Annotated in this window: 23 protein-coding genes, 1 tRNA gene and 1 pseudogene; 12 read left to right on the top strand and 13 right to left on the bottom strand. The window is 71.0% G+C overall.

Annotated features, from left to right (window positions below; genetic code table 11):
• Positions 1 to 47: 47 nt before the first annotated feature.
• From efp to F0Q34_RS03940, 6 genes and pseudogenes are all read left to right on the top strand, one after another.
• Complete coding sequence (gene efp, locus F0Q34_RS03965; RefSeq protein ID WP_149810802.1) at positions 48 to 614, top strand: elongation factor P; 567 nt, start codon at positions 48 to 50, stop codon at positions 612 to 614.
• 147 nt (positions 615 to 761) lie between these two features.
• The gene (locus F0Q34_RS03960) at positions 762 to 1,607 is read left to right on the top strand and encodes an inositol monophosphatase family protein (RefSeq protein ID WP_149810801.1); all 846 of its coding nucleotides are present in this window, start codon (positions 762 to 764) and stop codon (positions 1,605 to 1,607) included.
• 103 nt (positions 1,608 to 1,710) lie between these two features.
• On the top strand, positions 1,711 to 2,274 hold the full coding sequence (locus tag F0Q34_RS03955; RefSeq protein ID WP_149810800.1) for a hypothetical protein: 564 nt from the start codon (positions 1,711 to 1,713) through the stop codon (positions 2,272 to 2,274).
• 8 nt (positions 2,275 to 2,282) lie between these two features.
• Positions 2,283 to 3,437, top strand: a complete 1,155-nt coding sequence (locus tag F0Q34_RS03950) for a MotA/TolQ/ExbB proton channel family protein (RefSeq protein ID WP_149810799.1) — start codon at positions 2,283 to 2,285, stop codon at positions 3,435 to 3,437.
• 32 nt (positions 3,438 to 3,469) lie between these two features.
• On the top strand, positions 3,470 to 4,840 hold the full coding sequence (locus tag F0Q34_RS03945) for a peptidoglycan -binding protein (RefSeq protein ID WP_149810798.1): 1,371 nt from the start codon (positions 3,470 to 3,472) through the stop codon (positions 4,838 to 4,840).
• A 66-nt stretch (positions 4,841 to 4,906) separates the two neighbouring features.
• A pseudogene (locus F0Q34_RS03940) lies at positions 4,907 to 5,362 on the top strand (GNAT family N-acetyltransferase); the annotation flags it as partial.
• A 123-nt stretch (positions 5,363 to 5,485) separates the two neighbouring features.
• Here F0Q34_RS03940 and F0Q34_RS03935 read toward each other — a convergent pair.
• From F0Q34_RS03935 to F0Q34_RS03915, 5 genes are all read right to left on the bottom strand, one after another.
• A tRNA-Leu gene (locus tag F0Q34_RS03935) sits at positions 5,486 to 5,571 on the bottom strand.
• Between the two features lie 39 nt (positions 5,572 to 5,610).
• Positions 5,611 to 6,387, bottom strand: a complete 777-nt coding sequence (locus F0Q34_RS03930; protein WP_149810797.1) for an ABC transporter permease — start codon at positions 6,385 to 6,387, stop codon at positions 5,611 to 5,613.
• Entirely contained in the window at positions 6,384 to 7,574 is a 1,191-nt protein-coding gene (locus F0Q34_RS03925) for an ABC transporter permease (RefSeq protein WP_241665305.1), read from the bottom strand. Before F0Q34_RS03925 ends, F0Q34_RS03930 begins: the two co-directional genes overlap by 4 nt.
• Before the next feature lie 67 nt (positions 7,575 to 7,641).
• Positions 7,642 to 8,691: an ABC transporter substrate-binding protein gene (locus tag F0Q34_RS03920; protein ID WP_149810796.1), complete on the bottom strand. Its 1,050-nt coding sequence runs from the start codon at positions 8,689 to 8,691 to the stop codon at positions 7,642 to 7,644.
• 88 nt (positions 8,692 to 8,779) lie between these two features.
• Positions 8,780 to 9,376 (bottom strand): TetR/AcrR family transcriptional regulator, encoded by a 597-nt coding sequence (locus F0Q34_RS03915; protein WP_149810795.1) that lies wholly within the window; start codon positions 9,374 to 9,376, stop codon positions 8,780 to 8,782.
• Between the two features lie 127 nt (positions 9,377 to 9,503).
• Here F0Q34_RS03915 and F0Q34_RS03910 point away from each other — a divergent pair, with 127 nt between their 5' ends.
• From F0Q34_RS03910 to F0Q34_RS03900, 3 genes are read left to right on the top strand one after another with little or no spacing between them, the layout of a single operon-like run.
• Entirely contained in the window at positions 9,504 to 10,631 is a 1,128-nt protein-coding gene (locus F0Q34_RS03910; protein WP_149810794.1) for an efflux RND transporter periplasmic adaptor subunit, read from the top strand.
• Positions 10,632 to 10,645: 14 nt separating this feature from the next.
• Positions 10,646 to 13,816: an efflux RND transporter permease subunit gene (locus tag F0Q34_RS03905; protein ID WP_149810793.1), complete on the top strand. Its 3,171-nt coding sequence runs from the start codon at positions 10,646 to 10,648 to the stop codon at positions 13,814 to 13,816.
• Between the two features lie 14 nt (positions 13,817 to 13,830).
• Positions 13,831 to 14,553, top strand: coding sequence for a gamma-glutamylcyclotransferase (locus tag F0Q34_RS03900; RefSeq protein WP_161600773.1), 723 nt, complete (start codon positions 13,831 to 13,833; stop codon positions 14,551 to 14,553).
• A 35-nt stretch (positions 14,554 to 14,588) separates the two neighbouring features.
• Here F0Q34_RS03900 and F0Q34_RS03895 read toward each other — a convergent pair whose 3' ends face one another.
• From F0Q34_RS03895 to F0Q34_RS03885, 3 genes are all read right to left on the bottom strand, one after another.
• Positions 14,589 to 15,971 (bottom strand): PepSY-associated TM helix domain-containing protein, encoded by a 1,383-nt coding sequence (locus F0Q34_RS03895; RefSeq protein ID WP_149810791.1) that lies wholly within the window; start codon positions 15,969 to 15,971, stop codon positions 14,589 to 14,591.
• 60 nt (positions 15,972 to 16,031) lie between these two features.
• On the bottom strand, positions 16,032 to 16,373 hold the full coding sequence (locus F0Q34_RS03890) for a hypothetical protein (protein ID WP_149810790.1): 342 nt from the start codon (positions 16,371 to 16,373) through the stop codon (positions 16,032 to 16,034).
• 120 nt (positions 16,374 to 16,493) lie between these two features.
• The gene (locus F0Q34_RS03885) at positions 16,494 to 17,585 is read right to left on the bottom strand and encodes an ABC transporter ATP-binding protein (RefSeq protein WP_149810789.1); all 1,092 of its coding nucleotides are present in this window, start codon (positions 17,583 to 17,585) and stop codon (positions 16,494 to 16,496) included.
• A gap of 109 nt (positions 17,586 to 17,694) precedes the next feature.
• Between F0Q34_RS03885 and F0Q34_RS03880 the strand changes: the two genes are divergently transcribed.
• A complete protein-coding gene (locus F0Q34_RS03880) occupies positions 17,695 to 18,684 on the top strand; it encodes an enoyl-CoA hydratase/isomerase family protein (RefSeq protein WP_149810788.1) in 990 nt (329 codons plus the stop codon).
• Positions 18,685 to 18,749: 65 nt separating this feature from the next.
• Positions 18,750 to 18,923 (top strand): hypothetical protein, encoded by a 174-nt coding sequence (locus F0Q34_RS21725; RefSeq protein ID WP_161600772.1) that lies wholly within the window; start codon positions 18,750 to 18,752, stop codon positions 18,921 to 18,923.
• Between the two features lie 12 nt (positions 18,924 to 18,935).
• Here F0Q34_RS21725 and F0Q34_RS03875 read toward each other — a convergent pair whose 3' ends face one another.
• From F0Q34_RS03875 to F0Q34_RS03860, 4 genes are read right to left on the bottom strand one after another with little or no spacing between them, the layout of a single operon-like run.
• Positions 18,936 to 20,120, bottom strand: a complete 1,185-nt coding sequence (locus tag F0Q34_RS03875; RefSeq protein WP_161600771.1) for a YbfB/YjiJ family MFS transporter — start codon at positions 20,118 to 20,120, stop codon at positions 18,936 to 18,938.
• A 21-nt stretch (positions 20,121 to 20,141) separates the two neighbouring features.
• A complete protein-coding gene (locus F0Q34_RS03870) occupies positions 20,142 to 20,414 on the bottom strand; it encodes a hypothetical protein (protein ID WP_149810786.1) in 273 nt (90 codons plus the stop codon).
• Positions 20,415 to 20,472: 58 nt separating this feature from the next.
• A complete protein-coding gene (locus F0Q34_RS03865) occupies positions 20,473 to 21,909 on the bottom strand; it encodes a sensor histidine kinase (RefSeq protein ID WP_149810785.1) in 1,437 nt (478 codons plus the stop codon).
• 11 nt (positions 21,910 to 21,920) lie between these two features.
• Positions 21,921 to 22,601 (bottom strand): winged helix-turn-helix domain-containing protein, encoded by a 681-nt coding sequence (locus tag F0Q34_RS03860; protein ID WP_149810784.1) that lies wholly within the window; start codon positions 22,599 to 22,601, stop codon positions 21,921 to 21,923.
• Between the two features lie 233 nt (positions 22,602 to 22,834).
• Here F0Q34_RS03860 and F0Q34_RS03855 point away from each other — a divergent pair, with 233 nt between their 5' ends.
• A complete protein-coding gene (locus F0Q34_RS03855) occupies positions 22,835 to 23,665 on the top strand; it encodes a siderophore-interacting protein (RefSeq protein WP_149810783.1) in 831 nt (276 codons plus the stop codon).
• A gap of 47 nt (positions 23,666 to 23,712) precedes the next feature.
• Here the strand turns inward: F0Q34_RS03855 and F0Q34_RS03850 are convergent, their stop codons facing one another.
• Positions 23,713 to 24,618, bottom strand: coding sequence for an EipB family protein (locus F0Q34_RS03850; RefSeq protein WP_241665304.1), 906 nt, complete (start codon positions 24,616 to 24,618; stop codon positions 23,713 to 23,715).
• Positions 24,619 to 24,645 lie beyond the last annotated feature (27 nt).

Below are 24,645 nucleotides of genomic sequence, written 5' to 3'. Positions count from 1 at the left end.
CTTTTCGTGTTCCTTAAAGCGTTCCGCTCAAGACAGGTGCCCCGCCCATGAAGCAGCAGGCCAACCAGATGCGCCCCGGTCAGGTCATCGAGTATGAGGGCCGGCGCTGGACGGTGCTGAAGATCCAGATCATCACCCCGGGCAAGGGTGGCGCCTTCATCCAGGTCGAGATGCGCGACATCAAGACCGGCACCAAGAAGGATGACCGCTGGCGCACCGCCGACACCGTCGAGCGGCTGATGACCGAGGACAAGGAGTTCACCTACTCCTACGCCGATGGCGAGAACCTGGTGCTGATGGACCCCGAGACCTTCGAGCAGACCATGGTTCCCGGCGCCATCCTCGGCGACCGCCTGCCCTTCCTGGCGGAGAACATGACCGTTTCCGTCAAGCTGATCGAGGGCGACCCGGTGGCCATGGAGCTGCCGCAGACCGTGACGCTGGAAGTGGCCGAGGCCGACCCGGTGGTGAAGGGGCAGACCGCCTCCTCCTCCTACAAGCCGGCCCTGCTGTCCAACGGCGTCAAGACCATGGTGCCGCCCTTCGTCACCGCCGGCGAGAAGATCGTGGTGAAGACCGAGGACGCCTCCTACGTCGAGCGCGCCAAGGGCTGACGCCCGGCGGCACGGCCAGCCCGGCCGTGCCGCGCCGACCCCGGGGCCCCGCCCCGGCCAATACGCCTGAACCGGGCCGCGCCCTCCCCCGGGGTCAAGCCCCCCCGGCGGGGCGCCCGCCCCTCCCGCACCGGAGTTCCCCCCGAAGTGGCCCCTTCCGCCCGCCTTTCCCCTGCCCTGAACGTTGTTGTCGCGGCCGCCCAGAAGGCGGGCCGCCGCCTGTTGCGCGATTTCGGCGAGGTGGAGCAGCTGCAGGTCAGCATGAAGGGCCCGGGCGATTTCGTGTCCCAGGCCGATCTCCGCGCCGAGGAAACCCTGCGCGCCGAGCTCGGCCGCGCCCGGCCCAACTTCGCCTTCTATGGCGAGGAGCAGGGCGAAACCGGCGCCGCCGACTGGGAATGGCGCTGGGTGATCGACCCGCTCGACGGCACCACCAACTTCCTGCACGGCATCCCGCACTGGTGCGTCTCGATCGGCATCGAGAAGCGCACCGGGGAGAACAGCAGCGAGATCATGGCCGGCGTCATCTACAACCCTGCCTCCGATGAGCTGTTCTGGGCGGAGAAGGGCAATGGCGCCTTCCTGAACGACCGCCGCCTGCGCGTGTCCGGCCGGCGCGACATGCTGTCCGCCGTGTTCGCCACCGGCATTCCCTTCGCCAAGGTGCAGCGCAAGGCCGAGTTCTCGGCCACCCTCGCCAAGCTGATGCCGCAGGTGGCCGGCGTGCGCCGCATGGGCTCCGCCGCGCTCGACCTCGCCTGGACCGCCGCCGGCCGCTACGAGGGCTATTGGGAGCTGGGCCTTGCCAAGTATGACATGGCGGCCGGGTTGATCGTGGTGAAGGAAGCCGGCGGCTATGTCACCGATCCCGAGGGCGGCGACCCCTACGCCAGCGGCAATGTGGTTGCCGGCAACCCCTTCCTGCAGCCGAAGCTGCGCGATGTGGTGCAGGAAGGCATCGCCCTGGTGAACCGCGCCCGCGGCGAGGGCTGACAGGCGGCGCCAACGCGGCCGGCACCTGTTCCGGCCGCCATTGCCGCCACCGTTTCCGCTGCCGTTTCCGCCCTGGCACGATCTGCTCTAGGGTGGCGCCACCATGCTGCCTCGCCTTTTCCTTGCCCGTCGCCTGCTTCCTTCCCTGTTGTTGCTGGCGGGCGCCATGCCGCTTGCGGCGCAGCCGCTGCCGGCCGATCCGGCGCCATCCGCCCCAAGCCCGCCCGACCTGACCCGCCCTCCCCGCCCCGCCACGCAACTGCCACAGCCCGGCATCAGCCTGGCCCGCGGCATGGAAGCGCTGCCCGGCGGCGGCTGGCGGCTGACCGGCGCCCTCGCTCGGGGCCGTCCGGATGCGGCGGCGCGCGGCAGCCTCGCCGAGATCGCCCGCTGGCTGGCCCAGTCCACCACCGGGCGCGTCACCGTGACGGCGCAGGTCGCGGAACCGCAGGATGATCTCTCCGTCGCAAGGCGGGAATCGCTGGCCCGCGGCCTCGCCATCCGGCAAGTCTTGGAGGAGGCGGGGCTCGACGGCACGCGCATCGATGTCCGGCCGCTGGGCCGCACCGCCGAGGCGCGCGATGCCATCGAGTTGCTGCCGCCCGGCCAGGGCCGGCGAGGTGACAACCAACAGCGGGAGCGCCAGTCCGGCGCCCGCCAACCATGAGCCAGCGCATGACCCGCCCCAATCATTTTCTCATGCGCATGGTGCTGTTCCTGGCCGCCGTGCTGCTCCTGGTGGCGGTGCTGTCGCAGGAGCTGATCCGCGCCTTCGCCGCCAACCCGATCCTGAACGGCGTCATCGTTGCCGTGCTGCTGCTCGGCATCGCCTGGAACATCCGCCAGGTGATGGGGCTGAAGCGCGAGGTGGAATGGCTGGAAGGCTTCCGCGGCCCGCGCGCCGGCGCCAGCACCCGCCCGCCGCCGAAACTGCTGGCGCCGATGGCCTCCATGTTCGCGACGCGGCGTGGCGACCGCCTCGCCCTGTCCGCCATCGCCATGCGGTCCGTGCTGGATGGCATCGGCTCGCGGCTGGACGAAGGGCGCGAATTGTCGCGCTACATGACGGGGCTGTCGATCTTCCTCGGGCTGCTCGGCACCTTCTGGGGCCTGATCCTGACCATCGGCTCGGTGGCCGAGGTGATCAACACCATGTCCGTCGGCTCCGGCGACCTGAACCAGCTGTTCAACCAGCTGAAATCCGGGCTGGCGCAGCCGCTGGGCGGCATGGGGATCGCGTTCTCCTCCTCCATGCTCGGCCTCGCCGGCGCGCTGATCCTGGGATTCATGGACCTGACCGCCGGGCAGGCGCAGGGCCGCTTCTACAACGAGCTGGAGGAATGGCTGGCCGGCGTCACCCGCCTGTCCAGCGGCGCCATCGGCGGCGATGGCGACCTCGCCGGCTCGGTGCCCGCCTATGTGCAGGCCCTGCTGGAGCAGACGGCGGAGAACCTGGACAAGCTGCAATCCATCCTGGCGCGTGGCGAGGAAGGCCGCGCCAACACCACCCAGGCCCTGAACAGCCTGAATGACCGCCTTTCCGCCATGGCGGACCAGATGCGCGCCCAGCAATTGCAGATGCAGCGCTTCGCCGAGAATCAGTCCGGCCTCGTGCCCGCGCTGCAAAGGCTGGCCGAGGCGCAGGGTCATATCCAGGCCCATGGCGCGCTGGACGAGGCGTCGCGCACGCATCTGCGCAACCTGGAAGTCTACATGGCCCGGCTGTGCGAGGACCTGGCGCATGGCCGCGCCCAGTCCACTGCCGAGATCCGCAGCGAGATCAAGATCCTGGCCCGCACCATCGCGGCGCTCGCCGAGGAGAACCCGTGATGCGGCCCGCCATGAACGGGAAAGGCTGAGCCATGGCGCTCGGCCGCCGCCGCCGCGGCGCCCAGGAGGCGCCCAATGCCTGGCCCGGCTATGTGGACGCGTTGTCCACGCTGCTGATGGTCATCATCTTCGTGCTGCTGGTTTTCGTGCTGGCGCAGGGCTTCCTGTCCGTCACCCTGTCCTCCCGCGACCAGGCGCTGGACCGGCTCGACCGGCAGGTGGCGGAGCTGACCGACCTGCTTGCGCTGGAACGAGGCCAAGGCGGCGAGCTGCGCGCCAGCGTCGCCCGACTGAGCGAGGAGCTGCGCCTGGCCACCGCCGCGCGCGAAGCCGCCCAGGCCCAGGCTGGCACCCTGCGCGAGGAGCGCGACCGGCAGGCCGCCGAGCGGGACCGGCTGAACGAGGAACGCGACCGCCTGCAGGCCCGCCTGTCCGACCTGGAACTGTCAGCGGGCAGCGCCAACGCCCGCATCGCCAGCCTGGAGGAAAGGCTGGCCCAGGCGCAGGCGCGGGCGGAATCGCTGGGTGGCGGCAACGCGCAAACGGTGCGCGAGCTGACCGAGGCGCGGCAGCAATTGCAGGCCGAGCGCGCCGGCAATGCCGAGCAGGCACGCGAGTTGTCCCGCCTCGCCGACCAGATCCGCGCCCTGACCGCGCTCCGCGACGAGCTGGAGCGCCGTGCCGCAGAGGCCCTGGCCCGGGCCGAGGGCGAGAACCGTTCCCGCCAGCAGGCCGAGGCCGGTGCCGCCGAGCAGGCGCGGCTCGCGGACAGCGCCCGCGCGCAGGTCGCCCTGCTCAACCGGCAGCTTTCCGAGTTGCGGGCCGAGCTGTCGCGCATCGCCGGGCTGCTGGAGGCCGAGGAAGATGCCGGACGCGACAAGGACGCGCAGATCACGGCCTTGGGACAGCGGCTGAACGCCGCCCTCGCCGCGCGGGTCGAGGAGCTGCAGCGCTACCGTTCCGACTTCTTCGGGCGCCTGCGCGACGTGCTGGGCGAGCGGCCGGAGATCCGCGTCGTCGGCGACCGCTTCGTGTTCCAGGGCGAGGTGCTGTTCCCCGTGGGCGGCGCCGACCTATCGGATGCCGGGCGCGCGCAGCTGCGCAGCTTGGCCGCCGTGCTGAAGGAGGTCAGTCAGCAATTCCCGCCCGACCTGCCCTGGATCCTGCGCGTCGATGGCCATGCCGACCGCAACCCGATCCGGCCGGGTGGGCGCTACGCCTCTAACTGGGAATTGTCGGCGGCGCGGGCCATCGCGGTGGGCCAGTTCCTGATCGGCGAAGGGCTGCCCGCCAACCACGTCGCGGCGGCCGCCTTCGGCGACAACCAGCCGCTGGATGCGGGCGACTCGCCTGAGGCTTATGCCCGCAACCGCCGCATCGAGCTGCGCCTGACCGATCGCTGACACCGCGGCGGCAGGTGGAAACGCGCCTGCCGCCATGCCGGCGCACCGGGTGTCCTGGTTCCGGCCATGGCGGGATGGATGGCCCGCTCAGCGATCCATCCCGAATGGCTTTCGCGGCCTGGACGGGCCGCGATCCGCTCCGGGAGGGCGCGCATGAACCCTTATCGCTTCCGCAACTGCGCCCGGCGCGATCTGCCCCTGCTGGCGCGATGGCTGCATGCGCCGCAGGTGAGGCGCTGGTGGGGCGACCCGGCCGAGCAACTGGCGCTGATCGCCGCGGATCTCGACGAAACGCTGATGCGGCAATGGATCGTCTCGCTGCGCGGCGATCCCTTCGCCTATGCGCAGGCCTATGAGGTGCATGGCTGGGGCGCGCCTCATCTCGCGGCATTGCCGCAGGGCACGATGGCCATCGACTGCTTCATCGGCGAGCCCGCGCTGCTCGGCCGGGGCCATGGCGCCGGCTTCCTGCGCGTCCTGGCACGGAAACTATTGAAGGATGGCGCGCCGCTGGTGGCCATCGATCCCGATCCCGCCAATGAACAGGCGAGGCGCGCCTGCGCGTGCGCCGGCTTCCGCGGCGATACCGTGGTCGCGGCGCCCGAGGGGCCGGCGGTGCTGATGCTGTTCGGGGATGGTGCCGGGTGGTGCGGGTGGTCGGACTCGAACCGACACTCTGTTGCCAGAAACGGATTTTGAGTCCGTCGCGTCTACCATTCCGCCACACCCGCAGTGAGGCGCGCTGCTTTTGGCACAGAAGCGCGCCCGTGTCACGGGCTCCGGCGACGCAGAAGCGTCACGGCGAGCAGCAGCAGCCCCGACAGCAGCACCAGCACCATCGCCGCCGCCATGATGGTCAGGCTGATCGAATCGTTCAGCCCGGAGAACATCTGCCGCGGCAGGGTGCGCTGCGCCGGGCCGCTGATGAACAGCGCCACCGCAACCTCGTCGAGCGAGGTGGCGAAGGCGAACACCGCCCCCGCCGCCACGCCCGGCAGGATCTGCGGCAGGCAGACGCGCAGGAAGGCGCGGATGGGCGAGGCGCCGCAGGATGCCGCGGCGCGCAGCTGCACCGCATCGAATTGCTGCAAGGCCGCCAGCACCGTGACCACCACGAAGGGCGCGCCCAGAGCCGCATGCGCCAGGATCAGGCCGGTGAAGCTGTTGGTGAGGCCGAGCGGGCCGAACACCAGAAGCAGCGCCACGGCAACGATGATGCCCGGCACCACCATCGGCGCCAGCAGCACCGCCATCACCAGGCTCTTGCCGGGAAACTCGGCGCGCCACAGGCCAAAGGCGGCCAGCGTGCCGAGGCTGCCCGCCACCAGCGCCGCCCCCGTCCCCACCTTCAGGCTGTTCCACAGCGCCGGCAGCCAGAAATCGGATGTCCAGAAATCCGCGTACCAGCGCAGCGAAAGCCCCGGCAGCGGATAGAACAGGAAGGAGCCCGAGGAAAAGGACAGCGGCAGCACCGCCAGCACCGGCGCCATCAGGAACAGGATGGCCAGCGCGCCAAAGGTCCAGAGCAGGATGCGCGACGCCCTCATGCCGTGCGCACCTTGCTGAAGCCGACAAGCCGCCCATACAGCGCCACCACCAGCACCACCGCCAGCAGCAGCAGCACGGACAAGGCGGCCGCCATGCCCCAGTTCACCGTGCGGGAGGCATAGAAGGCCACGAAATAGGGCACCATCTGGTCATTCGCGCCGCCCAGCAGCGCGGGCGTGACGTAGAAGCCCAGCGCCTGGATGAACACCAGCAGGCACCCTGCCCCCACTCCCGGCAGGGACAGCGGCAGCGACACCCGCAGGAAGCTGCGCAGGGGCGAAGCGCCGAGCGACATCGCCGCGCGCGGCAGCCGCCAGTCCAGCGCGCGCAGGCTGCCATAGATCGGCAGCACCATGAAGGGCAGCAGGATGTGAACCATGGCCAGCAGCACGGCACCGCGGTTGAACAGCAATGGCAGCGGCTCGGTGATGAGATGCGTGGCCTGCAAGGCGGCGTTGACCACGCCTTCGCGTTGCAGCAGCACCATCCAGGCGGCGGTCCGCACGATCAGGCTCGTCCAGAAGGGCAGCATCACCCCGGCCACCAGGAACGGCACCCAGCGCGGTGGTGCCGTCGCCATCAGCCAGGCCAGCGGATAGCCGATCGCCAGGCAGATCACGGTCGCCAGGGCGCCGATCCACAGGGTACGCCACAGGATGCCGCGAAAGATCGCTTCATCGGCCGGGGCGGCGGTGATGCCGCCGGCCGCATCGCGCTTCAGGTCCAGCACGGCCAGCAGGTTGAAATCCGACACCGGCCCGCCGGCGCGTCGGATGGCGCCCCAGACCGCTGGGGTGCCCCAATCCTCCGAGATGGACAGCAGCGCTTCCCGTGGCGGACCCTCGGCCGCGGCGATGCGGCGGGCGGTCATCGGCAGCAGCGAACGGAAGCCGGGCCAGTCGGCGTTCAGCCGCGCCGCCGCCCGGGCGATGGCGCCGCCGCCGGTTTCCTGGTCACGCGTCCGGGCCTCCCGCAGGTCCTTGGCCAGGGCGGTGAAGGCCGCGTCGCCCGGCATGGCGGCGCCATTCCAGTCCGCCAGGACCGAGACGGTGCGCGGCAGCACCGGCGCTACATCGGCTTCCTGCACGGCGCGGAACAGGAAGGTGCCGATGGGCGCCACAAACACGAGCAACAGAAACAACAGCAGCGGCGCCACCAGCGCCGCGGCCTTCCAGCGGGCGCTCACCAGCCCGCCATGCCCCGTGGGCGAACGGCCCGGCGCGCGTTCACCGCATTTCTTGAGTCCTGCGCGCTCATCGCGCGACCCAGGTGTTGAAGCGCTGGTTCAGCTTGTCGAGGTTGTCGAGCCAGAACTGGTCGCTGAGCTGCAGCGCGCCTTCCGCATTGGCCGGCGCCGTCGGCAGGTTGGCCAGCACGGCGGGGGGCAGGCCGTCCTGCGCGCCCTTGACGGTCGGGCCGTAGGGGATGCGCTGCGGCAACTCGGCCTGGCGCGCCGGCTGGGTGACGAAGTTGATGAATTGCAGCGCCTTGTCCTTGTTCGGCGTGCCCTTCATCACCACCCAGCTGTCGAGGGTGAACAGGTTGTTGGCCCAGGTGATGCCGAAATTGCGGCCATCGCCCTGGTTGGCGGCGGTGATGCGGCCGTTATAGCCAACCGTGGTCACTACCTCCCCCGAGGCCAGCAGCTGCGCCGGCTGGCTGCCGCGCTCCCACCAGATCAGGTCGCCCTTGATGCTGTCGAGCTTGCGGAAGGCGCGGTCCACGCCGGCATTGGTGCCCAGCACCTTGTACACCTCGCCCGGCGGAACGCCGTCCGCCAGCAGCGCGATCTCCAGCGTCGCCTTGGGACCGCGCCGCAGGCCACGCTTGCCGGGGAATTTCCGGGTGTCGAAGAACTCGGCCCAGTTCGCCGGGCCTGTCGGGGTCCGCGCCTTGTCATAGGCGAGAACGAAGGAATACAGGATGTTGCCGACGCCGCATTCATGGACGGCGGAGGGGATGAAGCGTTCCTTTCCGCCGATCGCCGACCAGTCCATCTTCTCGAACAGGCCTTCCTCGCAGCCGATCAGCAATTCCTCGCTCTCGACCTGCACCACGTCCCAGTTGTTGGCGCCGGACTGGATCTTGGCGCGCAGAACGCCGACGCCGCCATCCCAGGTTTCCTCCAGCAGGCGGCTCTTGGTGTCCTGCTGGAAGGGGCGGAAGAAGATGTCGCGCTGGGCATCCTGGTAGGCGCCGCCCCAGGACACCACCGTCAGGTCGCGCCCCTGCGCCAGGGCTCCGCCGGCAGCCAGCAAAACCGCACCCAGCGCCACCATGGCGCCCATACCCCGTCGCAGCATCGCTCCACCCTCCCCGAATGGACGCCATGACAGGGCGCCCGGTCCCAGCCTGATCCTAGAGCCGGAACAAGGGGCTTGCGAAGAGGCGTCAGCGCGGCGGCAAGGCGATGTCCAGCAGCTTCAGCCCGGTCCGCTCCAGCGAATCCGCCGCCGTGAGATGGCCCAGATAGGGCGCCGATGCATAGGCGCCCTCGATCATCATCAGCAGCGCATCGCCCAGCACCTCCGGCTCCGCGGCGCCGGCTTCGGCACAAAGCCGGTGGATGGCGCTCCGCACCTTCAGCTTGTAGGCATCCGCCACCTGGCGGGCCGGGTGCTCGGGGTCGGGAAACTCGACGATCGCCATGACCATCGGGCAGCCGCGATAGCCCTTCTCCCGCATCGCCTCGGCCGCCGCCAGCAGATAGGCGCGCGGCCGCTCGCGCGAGGGGATCGCCTCGTCGCGCACCTTGTCGAACCAGCAGGCATCAGCGTCGCAATCGTCGCGCAGGACCGAGGCGATCAGCTCGTCCTTGGAGGGATAGGCGCGGTACAGGCTGATCTTGGTGGTTCCGGCGACGCGGCAAAGCTCCTCCACGCCCGTGGCGCGGATGCCCTGCTTGTAGAACAGTTCCTTCGCCACGTCCTTGAGGCGTTCCGCGGCCGAACGGGGGTCGCGCTTCCCGGCTTTCGGGGACTCGGACACGGCTGGATTCCCACTCCTTCTGGTCTTCCCTCCGCAGAAGCATTTCCACGGGGATCTTGCAATGTGACCGACCGGTTCGTATCAATGGTACGAACCGGTCGGTATCATCCGGCCATGGAGATAGGCAATGCCGACCCCCATCCGCAAGACCCTTCTGGCTTTTCCCTTGTTATCGCTGGCGATTGCCGCCCCCGGCTTCGCCCAGCCCGCGCCTCCCGCCGTGACCGTGGAACAGCCCCAGCGCCGCGACCTGACGGAATGGGAGGAGCATATCGCCCGGCTGGAGCCCTCCGCCCGGGTCGAGCTGCGCCCCCGCGTGTCAGGACTGGTGGAGCAGGTGCATTTCCGCGACGGCCAGATCGTGCGCGCCGGCGACCTGTTGTTCACGCTGGACTGGCGCCCCTTCGAGATCGCCGTGCAGAGCGCCGAAGCGGAGCGGGATGGCGCCCGCGCCCGGCTGGAGCTGGCGCGGCAGGAGATCCGCCGCACCCTCCCCCTGATCGAGCGCCGCATCGCGCCCGAGGCGCAGCTCGACGCCCGCCGCGCCGCCGAGCGCCAGGCCGAGGCCGCGCTGGCCGATGCCGAGGCCAGGCTGCGCCAGGCCCAGCTTGAGCTGACCTGGACCGAGGTGCGCGCGCCGCAGCCCGGCCGCGCCTCCGACCGGCGCGTCGATGCCGGCAACCTGGTGCAGGCGGGACAGACCCCGCTGACCACCATCCTGACGCTCGACCCCATCTATGCCAGCTTCGATCTCAGCGAGGCCGATTACCTCCGCCTAGCGCGGGACGGCGGCGCCCGCCAGGATGCCGCCGCGCCGGAGATCCGCCTGCGGCTGGCCGACGAGACCGAATGGCATCGCACCGGCCGGCTCGACTTCCTCGACACGGAGCTGCGCCCCCGTTCCGGCACCCTCCGCGCCCGCGCGCTGCTGCCCAATCCCGGCCTGTTCCTGACGCCGGGCGTTTTCGCGCGGCTGCGCCTGCCGGCTGGCCAGGGCGAGCGGCTGCTGGTGCCGGACGCCGCCATCGCCGCCGACCAGGCCAGCCGCGTGGTGATGACCGTCGCCGAGGACGGCACGGTGGTCGCCAAGCCGGTGACGCTCGGCCCGCTGGTGGATGGTCTGCGCGTGGTGCGCGAAGGCCTGTCTCCGCGCGACCGGGTGATCACCGCCGGGCTGCACCTCGCGCGGCCGGGCGCCCGGGTCACCGCGGAGGCGAAGGCGCCGGATGGCCGCCTCGCCGCCGCGACGCGCTGAAAAGGAGCCGCGCCATGCGCTTCGCCCAGTTCTTCATCGCCCGGCCCGTCTTCGCGGCCGTGATCTCGATCGCCATCCTGATCATCGGCGCCATCGCCGGCACGCGGCTGCCGATCAGCGAATATCCCGAGATCGCGCCGCCCACCATCACCATCGCCGCGCAATATCCCGGCGCCTCCGCCTCGGTGATCGCGGAAACCGTCGCCTCCCCCATCGAGCAGGAGATCAACGGCGTCGAGCGGATGCTCTACGTGTCCTCCCAGGCGACGGGCGACGGCAAGCTGACGATCAACGTGGTGTTCGAGCAGGGCACCGACATCGACCAGGCGCAGGTGCTGGTGCAGAACCGCGTCGCCATCGCCGAGCCCCGCCTGCCGCCGGAAGTCCGCACGCTGGGGCTGATCGTGAAGAAGGCCTCGCCCGACATCATGATGGTGATCCATCTGGTGTCGCCCGACAAATCCCGCAGCGACCAGTACCTGGCCAACTACGCCACGCTGAACATCAAGGACCGCCTCGCGCGGCTTGACGGCGTGGGCGACGTGCAATTGTTCGGCGGCGGCGGCGACTACGCCATGCGCGTCTGGCTCGACCCCGCGCGGATCGCCGCGCGCGGCCTGACGCCGGGCGAGGTGCTGGCGGCCCTGCGCCGCGCCAATGTCCAGGTCGCCGCCGGCGGCCTCAACCACGCGCCAACCAGCAATGCCTCGGGCGAGGCGTTCCAGATCAACATCTCCGCCCTTGGCCGGCTGCGCTCGGTGGAGGAATTCGGCGAGATCGTCGTCGCCGCCAACGAGGACGGCGCCGCGCTGCGCCTGAAAGACGTGGCCCGGGTGGAGCTGGGCAGCCAGGACTACACGCTGCGCGCCTACCTGACCGGCGAAAGCGCCGTCGCCATGCCGGTGTTCCAGCGGCCCGGCTCCAACGCCCTGGCCACCGCCGGATTGCTGCACCAGACGCTGGAACAGGCGAAGCGCGACTTCCCGCCCGGCGTCGACTACCGCATCGTCTACGACACCACCCAGTTCATCGAGCAGTCGATGGAGGCGGTGCTCCACACCTTCGTGGAGGCCATCATCCTCGTGGTGCTGGTGGTGATCCTGTTTCTGCAATCCTGGCGCGCCTCCATCATCCCGCTGGTGGCAATCCCCATCTCCATCATCGGCACCTTCGCCTTCATGGGCGCGCTGGGCATCTCGCTGAACTCGCTGTCGATGTTCGGCCTGATCCTGGCCATCGGCATCGTGGTCGATGACGCCATCGTGGTGGTGGAGAATGTGGAGCGGCACCTGGCGAACGGGCTCGACCCCCTCACTGCTACGCGGCGCACCATGGACGAGGTCGGCTTCGCGCTGATCGCCATCGCGCTGGTGTTGTGCGCCGTGTTCGTGCCCACCGCCTTCATCGAGGGGCTGGCCGGCGCCTTCTACCAGCAATTCGCCGTCACCATCGCGGTGGCCACGCTGCTTTCGGCGCTGGTGTCGCTGACCCTCTCACCCGCCCTGGCGGCCTTGCTGCTGCGGCCGCACAGCCATCACAAGGCAAGCGGCTGGCGGGCGGTGGTCGCGGCACCCTTCGGCCTGTTCTTCCGCGGCTTCAACAAGGTGTTCGACGCGCTGTCGCTCGGCTATGGCGCGCTGACGCGGCGGCTGGTGCGGATGAGCGCCATCGTGATGATCCTGTTCGGCGGGCTGCTGCTGCTGACCGGCCAGACCATCCGCACCACGCCGGTCGGGCTGATCCCGCCGCTCGACCGTGGCTACCTGATCGCCGCCTTCCAGCTGCCGCCCGGAGCCACGCTCGGCCGCACCGACGCGGTCATGCGCGCCGCGTCGGAGCAGGTGATGCAGGTGCCCGGCGTCGCCAACACGGTGATGTTCACCGGCTTCGACGGCGCCACCTTCACCAACGCGCCGAACACCGGCGTGATCTTCGTCACGCTGGACAGCTTCGAGAAGCGGGCCGCCGCCGGCATCGCCTATCCGGAGCTGATCGGCGCCGTGCAGGCGGCTGTGGCCACCCAGCGGGAAGCGATGGGGCTGGTGATCCCGCCGCCCTCCGTTTCCGGCATCGGCACGGGCGGCGGCTTCAAGCTCTACGTGCAGGACCGGGGAGACCGTGGCGCGCGCGCGCTGGAGGCGGTGACCAACCGCATCGTCGCCGCCGCCAGCCAGCGCCCCGAGATCGCCATGGCCTTCACCCTGTTCAACACCGCGACGCCGACGCTGCGCGCCGAGGTGGACCGCAGCAAGGCGGAAATGCTGGGCGTGCCGCTCGACCGTGTGTCGGAGGCGCTGTCGGTGTATCTCGGCTCGGCCTATGTGAACGACTTCAACATCCTCGGCCGCACCTATCGCGTCACGGCCCAGGCGGAGGAAGCGCAGCGCCGCGACGCGCGCGACGTGTCCCTGCTGCGCACCCGCAACGATGCCGGGGACATGGTGCCGATCGGCTCGGTCGCCACGCTGGAGCCGGATACCGGCCCCTACCGGGTGCCGCGCTACAACCTGTTCCCGGCGGCCGAGGTGCAGGGCGCCGCGGCGCCGGGCGTTTCCACCGGCCAGGCGATCGCGGCGATGCAGGAGATCCTGGCCCGCGAGCTGCCCCCCGGCTACAGCTTCGAATGGACCGAGATCGCCTTGCAGGAAACCACCCAGGGCAACACGGCACCGGTCGCCTTCGGGCTGGCCGTGGTGTTCGTCTTCCTGCTGCTGGCGGCGCTGTATGAAAGCTGGCTGCTGCCGCTGGCGGTGGTGCTGATCGCGCCGATGTCGGTGCTGGCGGCCTTGTCCGGCGTGTTGTGGCGCGGCCTCGACAACAATGTGCTGGTGCAGATCGGGCTGGTGGTGCTGATCGGCCTCGCCGCCAAGAACGCCATCCTGATCGTCGAGTTCGCCCGCCATGCCGAGCAGGAAGGCATGAGCCGCTGGCAGGCGGCGGAAGCAGCGGCGCGGACGCGGCTGCGGCCGATCCTGATGACCTCGCTGGCCTTCATCCTGGGCGTGCTGCCGCTGGCCATCGCCACCGGCGCGGGGGCGGAGATGCGGCAAAGCCTCGGCACGGCGGTGTTCGCCGGCATGCTGGGAGTGACGATCTTCGGCCTGCTGTTTACACCCGTCTTCTATGTCGTGGCCCGCGCCATGGCGCGGCGCGACCGGCCAGCCGTCGTGCAGCCGGCCGAATGAAGGAGAAGTTCCGCATGGAAAACGCCGCCAAGCCGCCCACCCTGCGCGCCATCACGCGGGACAGCCTACGGGATGGCTCGCTGCTGGCGGCGGTGCGTTCCATGCCGGGGCTGACGCTCAGGACCGACGCGGAGATGGAGGCCACCCTGGCCGATATCCTGGCCGCGCGCCCTTCCGGCGCGCCGGTCTGGGTGTTCGGCTACGGCTCGCTGATGTGGAACCCGAGCTTCCATTTCGCCGAGCGGCGGCAAGCCACGCTGCATGGCTGGCAGCGCCGCTTCTGCCTTTGGCTGCGCGCCGGCCGCGGCTCGGTGGCGAATCCCGGGCTGATGCTGGCGCTCGACCGCGGCGGCCACACCCACGGCGTCGCCTTCCGCCTGCCCGAGGGGCTGGAGGAGGAGGAACTCCGCCTCGTCTGGATGCGCGAGATGGCGGCGGTCGGCTACCTCGCGCAATGGGTGGAGCTGGACACGGCGGAAGGGCCGCTGCCCGCCATCACCTTTGTCGCCGACCGTGCCCGGGACACCTATGCGGAAGGGCTCAGCGACGCGGACAGCGCGGCCCGGATCGCCAGGGCCACCGGCCCGATCGGCAGCTGCGCCGATTACCTGATGCAGACGGCCGCGCATCTGGACGAAATGGGCCTGCATGATGAGGGACTGGAGCGCATCCGCCGCCTCGTCGGCGGCGCCTGCCTGCCATCCGGGATGGCGGCGGAACTGCCCGGGGGCGGCTGATCCATCTGGCCGCGCCACCGCCTTCCCAGCCTTTCTCAGGCGGCTTCCCGCACCCTCCCCCGCGCCGCCAGCCGGACCAGCACCCGGTCCAGCGCCAGCATCACCAGCAGCGACAGCCCGACCAGCGGGAAGATGATGCCGCCCACCGCCAGCATCGCCACCACGCCCCGCAGCACCCGGCGCTCACGCGGCAGGGGCGGCACGCCGAGCGCCCCTTTCGGCCGCCGCTTCCACCACATCACCGTGCCGCTGACGCAAAGCACCAGGATGCCGAGGCAGAACAGCACCAGCCCGATCTGGTTGGCCAGGCCCCATTGCTGGCCAAGATGGATGTTGATGCCCCATTCCAGCGCCCGCCCCAGCGGCCCATAATCGGCATAGCCCATGTCGAGCAGCGCCTGGCCGGAATACTGGTCGAGATGCACCACGCGTTGCCGCGCCAGGTCATTGGGGTAGACCGAGCCGGTGTAGACGCCGTTGCCGCCCACCGGCAGCGACACCGCGTAGCCGGGCGCCAGCTCCAACCGGTCGAACGCCGCGACCGCCGCATCGAGGCCGATCGGCTGCGCCCCATGCCCGGTGGAATGCGGCAGCCTGGCCTGTTCCAGCGACCAGCTGGTGGGCGCGGCGTGGCCGAGATGCTCCTCCGACATCGGCAGGGCGACGCGCAGCCCGGCCGGGTAGCCGAAATTATGGCCGTTGGCCCATTGGTTGACGGTGCTGCCCCAGAACACCGACCACGGCATGCCGGTGATCGCCAGGAACAGCAGCACCACCCCTACCCCGGCGCCGGTCACCGCATGCAGGTCACGCCAGAAGATGCGCCGGCCCGGATGGCCCCGCACCGTCACCACGCCTCCCTTCTCGCGGCCCGTCTCGCCGCTGGGCCTTGGCCACCAGAGATACAGGCCGGTGCCCACCAGCAGGATGCTCCAGCCCGCTGCGATCTCGATCAGCCCATTGGCCACGGGGCCGAAAAAGGCCAGGGAATGCAGCCGCCGGACAATGCCCATGGCCGTGCCCTTGTCCGCGATGGCGCCAAGCACATGGCCGGAATGGGGATCAGCATACACCACCAGCCGCTCCCCGGCGGCGGTGCGGATGCCGATCTCGGCCGACGCATCGGGGCGTGCTGGCGGCACATAGCGGAAGGCGGTGCCGGGCTGGGCCCGCAGCGCCGCGGCCACGAGTTGCTCCGGCGCGTGGCGCGGCCCCGGCTGCGCCACGACGCGCATCACGTCGCGATGGATCAGCGTGTCGATCTCGGCGCGGAAGGCATAAAGGGCGCCGGTCACGGACAACAGGATCAGAAACGGCACCACCAGCAGGCCGGCATAGAAATGCCAGCGCCAGACGGCGCGGTACAGATCCGGCACGCCACGCGGGCGCCCGGCCTGGGGCGAAGATGAAAAGGACATGTCTGCGGGAATCCCGAAAGGGCGCGGCAAACGGCGCCCGAGGTTGAGAAGGATCGGGGTTCAGGCAGCAGGAGGTGGGGCGCGGGCGCCATAGGCGGGGCGGAGATCGCCGACCGGCGGGGGCGGCGTACCGGGCCAGGAAAAGGCCAGGGCGATGTGGCGAAGCGGCGGCAAGGCCGGCCCGTCCGCCGGAAGCGCCGGGATTCCCACGGCGCAGGCCGCGCAGGCCAGGGTGCAGCACAGGGCGTGCCGGTCCCGTTGCGGGACATCGGGCGGGGCGTCCTGCCGCGGATGAAGGCCGCACAGCACGGCCGGGTCCACCGCCTGGTGGCGCGGAAACGCCGCCTCCGCGCCCGCCATGAGCTGAAGGAACAGCGACAGGCACAGGAGGATGGACACCATCTCCCGCCCCAAGGCCCGCCAGGGTCCCCGACGCCGCATGGGCGTCACCCTACGGCTCCCCATGGCACGGGGAAAGTGGCTCATCGGCCAGACCGGGCCACGCGCCCGGGGCGGAGCGGCTCAGATCGCGAAGGCCAGGGCGTGCTTCGCGTCCCACGCCACCGCCGCCGCGCCGCCCGGCTCCGGCAGGGCACCGCCGCCCACGGATCGCTTGGCCAGGATCTCGCCACCCTGTCCGATGCTCAGCCGCAGCCGGATGTGGTCGCCCTGGAAGATCGCTTCCTGCAGCGTCGCGGGAAGCGCTCCCTCGCCGATGTCATCGGCCTCGACCGGCGCCACGGCGATGCGCTCCGGCCGGATCGCCACCATGCAGCGGTCCCCGGCGCCGCCGGTGTCGACGATGCGCGCCTCCACCACCGGGCCGCAATCCAGCGCCACACGAGTGATGTTGCCTTCCGACCCGATGATGCGGCCGGGCAGCCGGTTGTTCTCCCCCACGAAGCCGGCGACAAAGGCGTTGGCGGGCGTCTCGTAGATGCGGCGCGGCGCGGCCAGCTGCCGCACCAGCCCGCCCTCGAACACGGCGATCCGGTCGGACAGGGTCAACGCCTCGGCCTGGTCGTGGGTGACATACATCATGGTCAGGCCCAGCCGCTGGTGCAGGGCGCGGATCTCGTACTGCATCTCCTCGCGCAGCGCCTTGTCCAGCGCGCCCAGCGGCTCGTCCAGCAGCACGATGGGGGGCTCGAACACCATGGCGCGGGCAAGCGCGATTCGCTGCTGCTGCCCGCCGGAAAGCTGGGAAGGGCGGCGGCCGCCGTAATTCTCCAGCCGCACCATGGACAGGGCGCGGGCGACGCGGGCGGCGCGCTCCGCCCGGGCAATGCCGCGCACCTCCAGCGGAAAGGCGACGTTCTCGGCCACCGACATGTGCGGGAACAGCGCATAGGACTGGAACACCACGCCGATGCCGCGCTTGTGCGGCGGCAGGCGGGCGATGTCGCGGCCTTCCAGCATGATGCGGCCCTCGCTGGGCTGCTCGAAGCCGGCCAGCATCATCAGCGTGGTGGTCTTGCCGGAACCGGAAGGACCGAGCAGGGTCAACAGCTCCCCCTTCTCCACCGATAGGTCGAGCTGCTTCACCGCATAACCGGAAGCCGCGGGGCCATAAGCCTTGCGCACGCCTTCGAACCGCACCAGCGCCTCGGCCATTCCGCCTGTCTCCCGTTGAGCCCGCGCTGCGTGCATCGACGCTGGCGGGGCCGCTTGTCAACCGGGCGCTCTGCCGCGACCCTGCATTCCAGGAAAACGGAGGATCCGCATGACCGAAGCCAGCCTGGTCGCCACGCGCGAGGGTAAAGTGGGTAGCCTGCTGATGAACCGGCCCCGCGCATTGAACGCGCTGGACCTGCCGATGATCGAGGGCTTCGCGCAGGCCATCCAGGCCTGGCGGAACGATCCCGATCTGCGCCTGGTGCTGCTGGAAGGTGCCGGCGGGCGGGCATTTTGCGCCGGCGGCGATGTGCGGCGCGTCCGCGAGATGGCGCTCGCGGGGGACACGGACGGGATCGATGCCTTCTTCAGCGGCGAATACGCGGTGAACGGCGCCATCGCCAGCTTCCCCCGCCCCTGGATCAGCCTGATCGACGGCGTGTGCATGGGGGGCGGCATCGGCGTCTCGGTGCATGGCAGCCACCGGGTGGTCACCGAGCGTGCCCTGCTGGCCATGCCGGAAACCGCCATCGCGCTGTTTCCCGATGTGGGCACCAGCCATGTGCTGCCGCGCCTGCCCGACGGGCTCGGCCGCTGGCTGGCGCTGACCGGCGCGCGTCTGCATGGGGCGGAGGCGGTGGAAGCCGGCCTTGCCACGCATTTCGTGCCGTCGGAGCGCCTGCCGGAACTGCGGGCCGCGCTGCTGGCCGAAGCCGATGCCGCGATGGTGGAGCGCTTCGCCCAGCCCGTGCCGCCGGGCCGCATCGCCGCCCTGCGCCCGGCCATCGCCCGCTGCTTCGGCCATCACGACCGCGCCGCGATCGAGGCGGCGCTGGAGGCGGAAGGCGGCGAATGGGCTGCGGAACAGCTGGCCATCCTGCGCCGGGTGTCACCCACTTCCGTCGCGGTGACGCTGGAACTGCTGCGGCGGGGGGCGACGATGGACCTTCCCGCCTGCCTGGAGATGGAGCTGGCCCTCACCCGCCACATCACCCGCCATCCCGACTTCGCGGAAGGGGTGCGGGCCGTGCTGGTGGACAAGGACAACGCGCCCCGCTGGCAGGCACCGCCCGCCGACGCCGCGGCCTTCTTCGCCTGAGGCCGGTGGAACGCCCGGCCGCGCCGGGCGTTGGTCCAGCATCACTCCACAGGAAAGGGCGCATCATGTCCGGCAAGCCCAAGGAAGGTCCGAAGGCGCGGTTCTCGGCGGAGGAAGCCACGGAAGGCTACATCCCCCGCCCTCCCACCCCGGAGGAGCAGGACAGGATCAGCGCCGCGCAAGGTTTGATCACCGACGAATGGACGGGTGAGCCACCGCCCGCCAAGCCGAAAGGCTGAGGCGGCCGCGCCTCAGCCCGCCCCGCCGGGCGGGATGGGCCGCATCGCTGCCGCGGCCAGGAAGGCCAGCACCGACAAGGCCAGGGCGGCGGAGAACACCGCCAGATGCTGCTCCCCCGTGGCGCGGAACAGCGCCGCGAGGCCGAAGCCGCCCAGGGCCTGGGCGGCGGCATAGATGATCGTGGCCCGCACCCAGAGCAGGCCGGCGGCGATGCCCGCCTGTTCCCGTGCCACCGTCAGGGCCACGGCCGACACGCCGACCCCCGCGAAGCCGCAGATCGGCGCCGCCAGCAACATGCTCGCCCAGCCCGGCAGCAGGCTCGTGGCCAGGGCCAGGACCTGCACCAGCAGCCAGATCAGCATCGCCCGCCGCCCGCCAAGCCGCCCGGCGACCCGGCCGCCCGTCAGGGTGCCGGCCACGCCCCCCAGCCCGAACAGCACCCAGGGCAGCGCGTCCAGCGGCGGCGCCAGGCCATGCCCGCGCACCGCGAAATCCGCCAGATACACCATGGGCGCCACCATGCCGGCGCCGGACAAGCCATAGGCCACCAGCATCGCGGCGGCGCGCGGCACGCGCAGCCCGCGCGGCAGGCGCATCATCTCCGCCGGCGGGTCCGGCCAGTTCCGCCGCAGCGCCAGCCAGATCAGCGCCGCCAGCGCGGCCAGGCCCAGCCAGGCCATCGCCACGCCGGCCGGCAGCAGGAACGGCACCGCCAGGGCGCCCAGCACGGTGCCGGAGCCCACGCCGGAGATCACCAGCCCGCTCGCGGCGGCGCGGCGCCCGGCCGGCACGACCGCCTGCACCGCAGGGCCGGCCAGGGCCATCATCAGCCCGCCGGCCAGCCCGGCCAGGGCCCGCCAGCCCGCCATCCAGCCCAGGCCCCAAGGCAGGGCGCAGGCCAGAAAGGACAACACCACCAGCGCCATGCCCAGATCCAGGGCCAGCGGCACGCCGGTTCGCCGGCCCAGGCTGCGGCCTCCCATCGCCCCCAGCAGGTAGCCGGCGAAGTTGCAGGCGCCAAGCAGCCCCGCCCCCGCCCCGTCCACCCAGCCGGCGGATACCAGCGCCGGAAACAGCGGCACATAGGCGAAGCGCGCCAGGCCGATCCCGGCCGACAGCGTGCCCGCCCCGGCCAGGGGCACACGCCATCCGACAGGCGTCGCGGGATGGGAAACCGGCGCGCCGGGTGCGCTCATGCCGGCCATCCAGGAAAAGCCTCAGGGCCGGGCCGTGTCGGCGCCGCCCTGCGTGGCCCGCACGGCGCGGCGCAGCTTGGCCACGCCGGCACGGAAATAGCCGTCCCGGCACAGCCTTCGCCCTTCCGCGGCCAGGCCACGCGCCGGGTCCCGCCAGGCCCGCGCGTTGCGCGCCAGGCGGGCCGACAATTCCACGCATTCGGCCTCGCCAAGTGGCAGCACGCGAACCTCCTGCGCCGAGGCCGGCATGGCCAGAAGAAGCAACAGCACGACATCTCGCCGCAGCAGATCCATGCGGCACAATCTGGCGCGGTGACCCCTGCGCGCCCATGGTCGGGGGATGAAGCCTGGGTCATGCCGCCGGCTTTTCCGTTCCCGCCGACACCGGCAGGCGGAGCAGCACGGCAAGGCCGGGATGGTCCGGCGGCCCGCCGGCATCGGCGAACCACAACGCCCCGCCATGCATCTGCACCACTGCCCGCACCAGCGACAGCCCCAGCCCTGAGCCCGGCGTGGTGCGTGCGGCATCGGCCCGGAAGAAGCGTTCCCCTACCCGGGCGCGATCAGGAACGGACAGGCCCGGCCCCTGATCCGCCACCCGCACCAGGACCGCGTCCTCCTCCTGCGCCGCCGAAACGCGGATCACGGCGCCCGGCGGGCTGAACTTCACCGCGTTATCCAGCAGGTTGGCCAGCACCTGCAGCAGCAGGTCCCGGTCGCCAACCAGGGGCAGGCTTTCCGGCCATTCGGTTTCCAGCACCTGGCCATGCGCCTCGGCCGAGGCGCCGTAGAGTTCCGCCGCGTCGGCCAGCAGCAGGGCGAGGTCGAGCGGCGCGAAGGCGGCGCGGCGGGCGCCATGCTCCACCTCGGCGATGCGCAGCACGGCCTGGAAGACGCGGCTGACATTGTCGAGGTCGGTGATACCGCGCTCGATGGCGCTGCGGAGCGCCGCCGGATCATTGGCCTCGTCCAGCAGCGCCTCCTCCAGGCCGTTGCGGGCGCGGGCGATGGGGTGGCGAAGGTCATGGGCAATGGCGTCGGACACGCCGCGCACCCCATCCATCAGCTGGGCGATGCGGTCCAGCATGGTGTTCATGCTGGCACCCAGCCGGTCGAACTCGTCATCATGCGGCGACAGCGGCACGCGGGGCGAAAGGTCGCCGCCGGCGATCTGCGCCGCCGTGCCGGACGCCGCGGCCAGCCGCCGCTCCAGCGCCCGGCGCATAAGCCAGGCGCCGATGATGGCGCACACCAGCGCGGCGCCGGTGGCCCAGGCCAGGCCCTCGGTCAGCAAATCCCGAAGCTGCTGCTTCTCGCCCACTTCCCGCCCGACGCCCAGGCGGCCGCCATCCGGCAGTTCCACCACCATCAGCCGGCCTTCGCCCGGCGGGCCATCCTCATGGCTGAGCGTGACGCTGTGCCAGGCGGAATTGCCGTCCCGGCGCGGCAGCTCGGCCAGGTTGCCCGCCTGCCGCGCACCATCGGCATCCTGCAGGAGATACAGCGTCTGGCCCTCGGCATCGACGGCCAGGCGCTCCTCGATCGCCTCCGCCACGGAGGGGGCGCCGCCATCGCGCCAGCGATCGGTCAGCGCATGCACATCGGCCCGGATAGCGGCATCGGTCTGGCGTTCCAGGGCGCCCGCCGTGCCCCACCACAGCACGCTGCCGAAGGCCAGGGCGGCGAGCAGGAACACGGCCGCGAACAGCGCCGCGAAACGGAAGCCGGCGGAGGAGAACAGCCGCCAGACCGGCCCGGGATGCTGCCGGCGCAGCCGGGAATGCGGCATGGCGGCGTTGCTCAGGCCTCGCCCCGGATCATGTAGCCGGCATTGCGGACCGTGTGGATCAGCGGCTTGTCGAAGCCCTTGTCCAGCTTCTGCCGCAGGCGGGAAACATGCACGTCGATGACGTTGGTCTGCGGGTCGAAATGGTAGTCCCACACCTTCTCCAGCAGCATGGTGCGGGTGACGACCTGCCCGGCATGGCGCATCAGATGCTCCAGCAGGCGGAATTCGCGCGGCTGGATGTCGATCTTCCGGCCACCCCGCGTCACGGTGCGGGACAACAGATCCAGCTCAAGATCGGCGACACGCAGCCGGGTGGCGGGAGCATCCACCGCCGGGCGGCGGCCCAGGGCCTCGACCCGCGCCAGCAGCTCGGCGAAGGCGAAAGGCTTCACCAGGTAGTCGTCGCCGCCGGCCTTCAGGCCCTTCACGCGCTCATCCACCCCCGCCAGGGCCGACAGGAACAGCACAGGCGTGTGGTTGCCCTGGGTGCGCAGCGTTTCCACCAGCCGGACGCCATCCACGCCCCCCGGCAGCATCCGGTCCAGCACCAGGAGGTCGAAGCCCTCGCTGGCGGCCATGAACAATCCGTCACGGCCGTTCTGCGCGTGCTCCACCGTGTGGCCCGCTTCCTGAAGGCCCTTCCGCACGAAGCGGCCGACCTCGGCGTCATCTTCCACCAGCAGGATTCGCATGGTGTGCTTGCTCCATCTTCCGGGCCCCCGGGGGCCGCTGCACCCGCCGGATGCCAGGCTTTCGCCGCCGGACCGCGGGCCGGGCGGGCGGATGGCAGGATGCCCCGGCGGGGCGCCTCACGCCAGTGTCCGCGCGGCAGGGCAGAACGGCGCCATCCGCCGCTTGCCGACGCCGCGGCAAGGGTTTATCGCGCGGCACAATTGCGAATGAATCTTAATTTCCTGGTGCCCCGATGATCCAGCCCGTTGCCCGAAACGACCGCCTGCCTCAACGGTTGCGGCATCAAACGCGCCTCCGGCGCCTCACCGTGCTGGCCACGGAACGGCTGACGCCGCACATGCTGCGCGTGACGCTGGGCGGGGAGGATCTGCGCGGCTTCGCGAGCCCCGGCTTCGGCGACCACGTCAAGCTGTTCTTCCCCCTGCCCGGCCAGGATGCCTCGGTGCTGCCGGTGCAGGGGCCGGACGGGATCCTGTTCCCCCGTCCGGACCGGCCGGCGGCGCGCGACTACACGCCCCGCCGCCACGACGCGGCGGCCAACACCTTGCAGATCGACTTCGCGCTTCACGAGGCCGGCCCCGCCACGGCCTGGGCGCAGCAGGCCGCACCGGGCCAGCCCCTGCTGATGGGCGGGCCGCGAGGCTCCCTGATGCTGCCCCTGGCCTTCGACTGGCACCTGCTGGTAGGCGACGACACCGCCCTGCCCGCCATTGCGCGGCGGCTGGAGGAGCTGCCCACGGGCCACCATGCCGTGGTGATCGCCGAGGTGGATGGAAAGGAAGACGAGATCGCCTTGCAGAGCGCCGCCGAGGTGACCGTCCGTTGGGTCCACCGCCATCCCGCGCCGGCCGGCGATGCGGCGGCGCTGCTGGCCGCGCTGGAGGACACGCCATTTCCGCCCGGCGAGTTCCAGGCCTGGGTGGCGTGCGAATCCGGGGTTACCCGGGCGCTGAGGCAGGCGCTGGTGGAAAGAAAAGGCGCCGATCCGCGCTGGCTGCGCGCCGCCGGCTATTGGCAGCGTGGCGCGGCGGGGGTGCATGAAACCCTGAACGACGCGAACTGACGCCCACGAATTGATGCCTGGGCCGCCCGCGTGGCGGCCCTCCCGCCTCAGCAGCCGCCCGGCAGCGAATCGAGGCTTTGCAGCACGGCATTTACCGCGAAATCCCCGAAATCCATGTTCATCTCGTCGGCCACGCCATTGGCGTAATAGCGGAGCCCGACCTCATATTCCGGCGCGGCCGCGCCCGCGCTGCCCGCCGCGCCCTGGTTGAAGAAGGCGATGCGCATGCGGGCGCTGCCCTGGTTGGCCAGCAAAGGAAAGCGTGCCTCGGGCCGGGGCTCGGTCCAGCCGGACAGCACGGTGGTGCTGTCCTGCGCGCCATCCTCGCTGGTGCCATCGAACAGGGGCGACACCAGCAGGCGCTTGCCGGTGCGCGCCATTTCCAGGGAACGGATGGTGTGGGCCATGGGCAGAAGCGTTCCGGGCTGCAGCGCCACCTGCGCCTGCGCCGGCGCCTCGTAGCGGACAACGCCATCCTGTCCCTCGCCCTTCAGCTCCGCCTCGCCGCTGATGCGCTGGGTCACCGCGCCCTGCGCCGTTTGCGTCAGGGTGAAGCGCAGGCGCTTGCCATCCTTGCTTTCCCAGGTGGAATAATCGGAGGCGGTTTCCACCAGCGAGCCCGCGCGGTCCGCCACGGTCAGCTGCAGGCGCTGGCGGGTGGTCCAGCCGTCGCAGGCATCAAGCACCTCGAACAGCATTGCGCCCTCGGCGCCGATCACCTCGCCACCCTGCCGCACCCGGTCGAGGTTCAGCTTGTAGGCGGCGCGGTGCGACACCATCGATTGCGGAGACACCTGCGCATTTGCGGCCGGAAGGGCGGCGGGCTGCGCGGCCCGGGCCGGCGAGGCCGCCTGGCCGAGGGCCAGCGCCGCCGCCAGCGACAGCGCTGCCCAGGCTCCTGCTGCCCGGGGGCCCGCCGCCCGGCTTCCGGTCATGGTGTCGCGCAGGCGCATCGCAGGGTCCTTTTCCTGGAAAGGCTT

The sequence above is a fragment of the Teichococcus oryzae genome (genome assembly GCF_008386565.1).
Taxonomy (GTDB): domain Bacteria; phylum Pseudomonadota; class Alphaproteobacteria; order Acetobacterales; family Acetobacteraceae; genus Pseudoroseomonas; species Pseudoroseomonas oryzae.
The sequence above is the reverse complement of the archived record's forward strand: the minus strand, read 5'-3'. Positions and strand labels throughout refer to the sequence as shown.

What these genes read in the sequence shown, in the direction of transcription:
- F0Q34_RS03930 (WP_149810797.1), bottom strand. Translation starts at nt 6,387, where the DNA reads ATGAGGGCGTCGCGCATCCTGCTCTGGACCTTTGGCGCGCTGGCCATC.
- F0Q34_RS03855 (WP_149810783.1), top strand. Translation starts at nt 22,835, where the DNA reads ATGATCCAGCCCGTTGCCCGAAACGACCGCCTGCCTCAACGGTTGCGG.
- F0Q34_RS03865 (WP_149810785.1), bottom strand. Translation starts at nt 21,909, where the DNA reads ATGCCGCATTCCCGGCTGCGCCGGCAGCATCCCGGGCCGGTCTGGCGG.
- F0Q34_RS03890 (WP_149810790.1), bottom strand. Translation starts at nt 16,373, where the DNA reads ATGGTGTCCATCCTCCTGTGCCTGTCGCTGTTCCTTCAGCTCATGGCG.
- F0Q34_RS03905 (WP_149810793.1), top strand. Translation starts at nt 10,646, where the DNA reads ATGCGCTTCGCCCAGTTCTTCATCGCCCGGCCCGTCTTCGCGGCCGTG.
- F0Q34_RS03920 (WP_149810796.1), bottom strand. Translation starts at nt 8,691, where the DNA reads ATGCTGCGACGGGGTATGGGCGCCATGGTGGCGCTGGGTGCGGTTTTG.
- F0Q34_RS21725 (WP_161600772.1), top strand. Translation starts at nt 18,750, where the DNA reads ATGTCCGGCAAGCCCAAGGAAGGTCCGAAGGCGCGGTTCTCGGCGGAG.
- F0Q34_RS03875 (WP_161600771.1), bottom strand. Translation starts at nt 20,120, where the DNA reads ATGAGCGCACCCGGCGCGCCGGTTTCCCATCCCGCGACGCCTGTCGGA.
- F0Q34_RS03955 (WP_149810800.1), top strand. Translation starts at nt 1,711, where the DNA reads ATGCTGCCTCGCCTTTTCCTTGCCCGTCGCCTGCTTCCTTCCCTGTTG.
- F0Q34_RS03950 (WP_149810799.1), top strand. Translation starts at nt 2,283, where the DNA reads ATGACCCGCCCCAATCATTTTCTCATGCGCATGGTGCTGTTCCTGGCC.
- F0Q34_RS03850 (WP_241665304.1), bottom strand. Translation starts at nt 24,618, where the DNA reads ATGCGCCTGCGCGACACCATGACCGGAAGCCGGGCGGCGGGCCCCCGG.
- F0Q34_RS03885 (WP_149810789.1), bottom strand. Translation starts at nt 17,585, where the DNA reads ATGGCCGAGGCGCTGGTGCGGTTCGAAGGCGTGCGCAAGGCTTATGGC.
- F0Q34_RS03880 (WP_149810788.1), top strand. Translation starts at nt 17,695, where the DNA reads ATGACCGAAGCCAGCCTGGTCGCCACGCGCGAGGGTAAAGTGGGTAGC.
- F0Q34_RS03945 (WP_149810798.1), top strand. Translation starts at nt 3,470, where the DNA reads ATGGCGCTCGGCCGCCGCCGCCGCGGCGCCCAGGAGGCGCCCAATGCC.
- F0Q34_RS03900 (WP_161600773.1), top strand. Translation starts at nt 13,831, where the DNA reads ATGGAAAACGCCGCCAAGCCGCCCACCCTGCGCGCCATCACGCGGGAC.
- F0Q34_RS03895 (WP_149810791.1), bottom strand. Translation starts at nt 15,971, where the DNA reads ATGTCCTTTTCATCTTCGCCCCAGGCCGGGCGCCCGCGTGGCGTGCCG.
- F0Q34_RS03910 (WP_149810794.1), top strand. Translation starts at nt 9,504, where the DNA reads ATGCCGACCCCCATCCGCAAGACCCTTCTGGCTTTTCCCTTGTTATCG.
- efp (WP_149810802.1), top strand. Translation starts at nt 48, where the DNA reads ATGAAGCAGCAGGCCAACCAGATGCGCCCCGGTCAGGTCATCGAGTAT.
- F0Q34_RS03860 (WP_149810784.1), bottom strand. Translation starts at nt 22,601, where the DNA reads ATGCGAATCCTGCTGGTGGAAGATGACGCCGAGGTCGGCCGCTTCGTG.
- F0Q34_RS03870 (WP_149810786.1), bottom strand. Translation starts at nt 20,414, where the DNA reads ATGGATCTGCTGCGGCGAGATGTCGTGCTGTTGCTTCTTCTGGCCATG.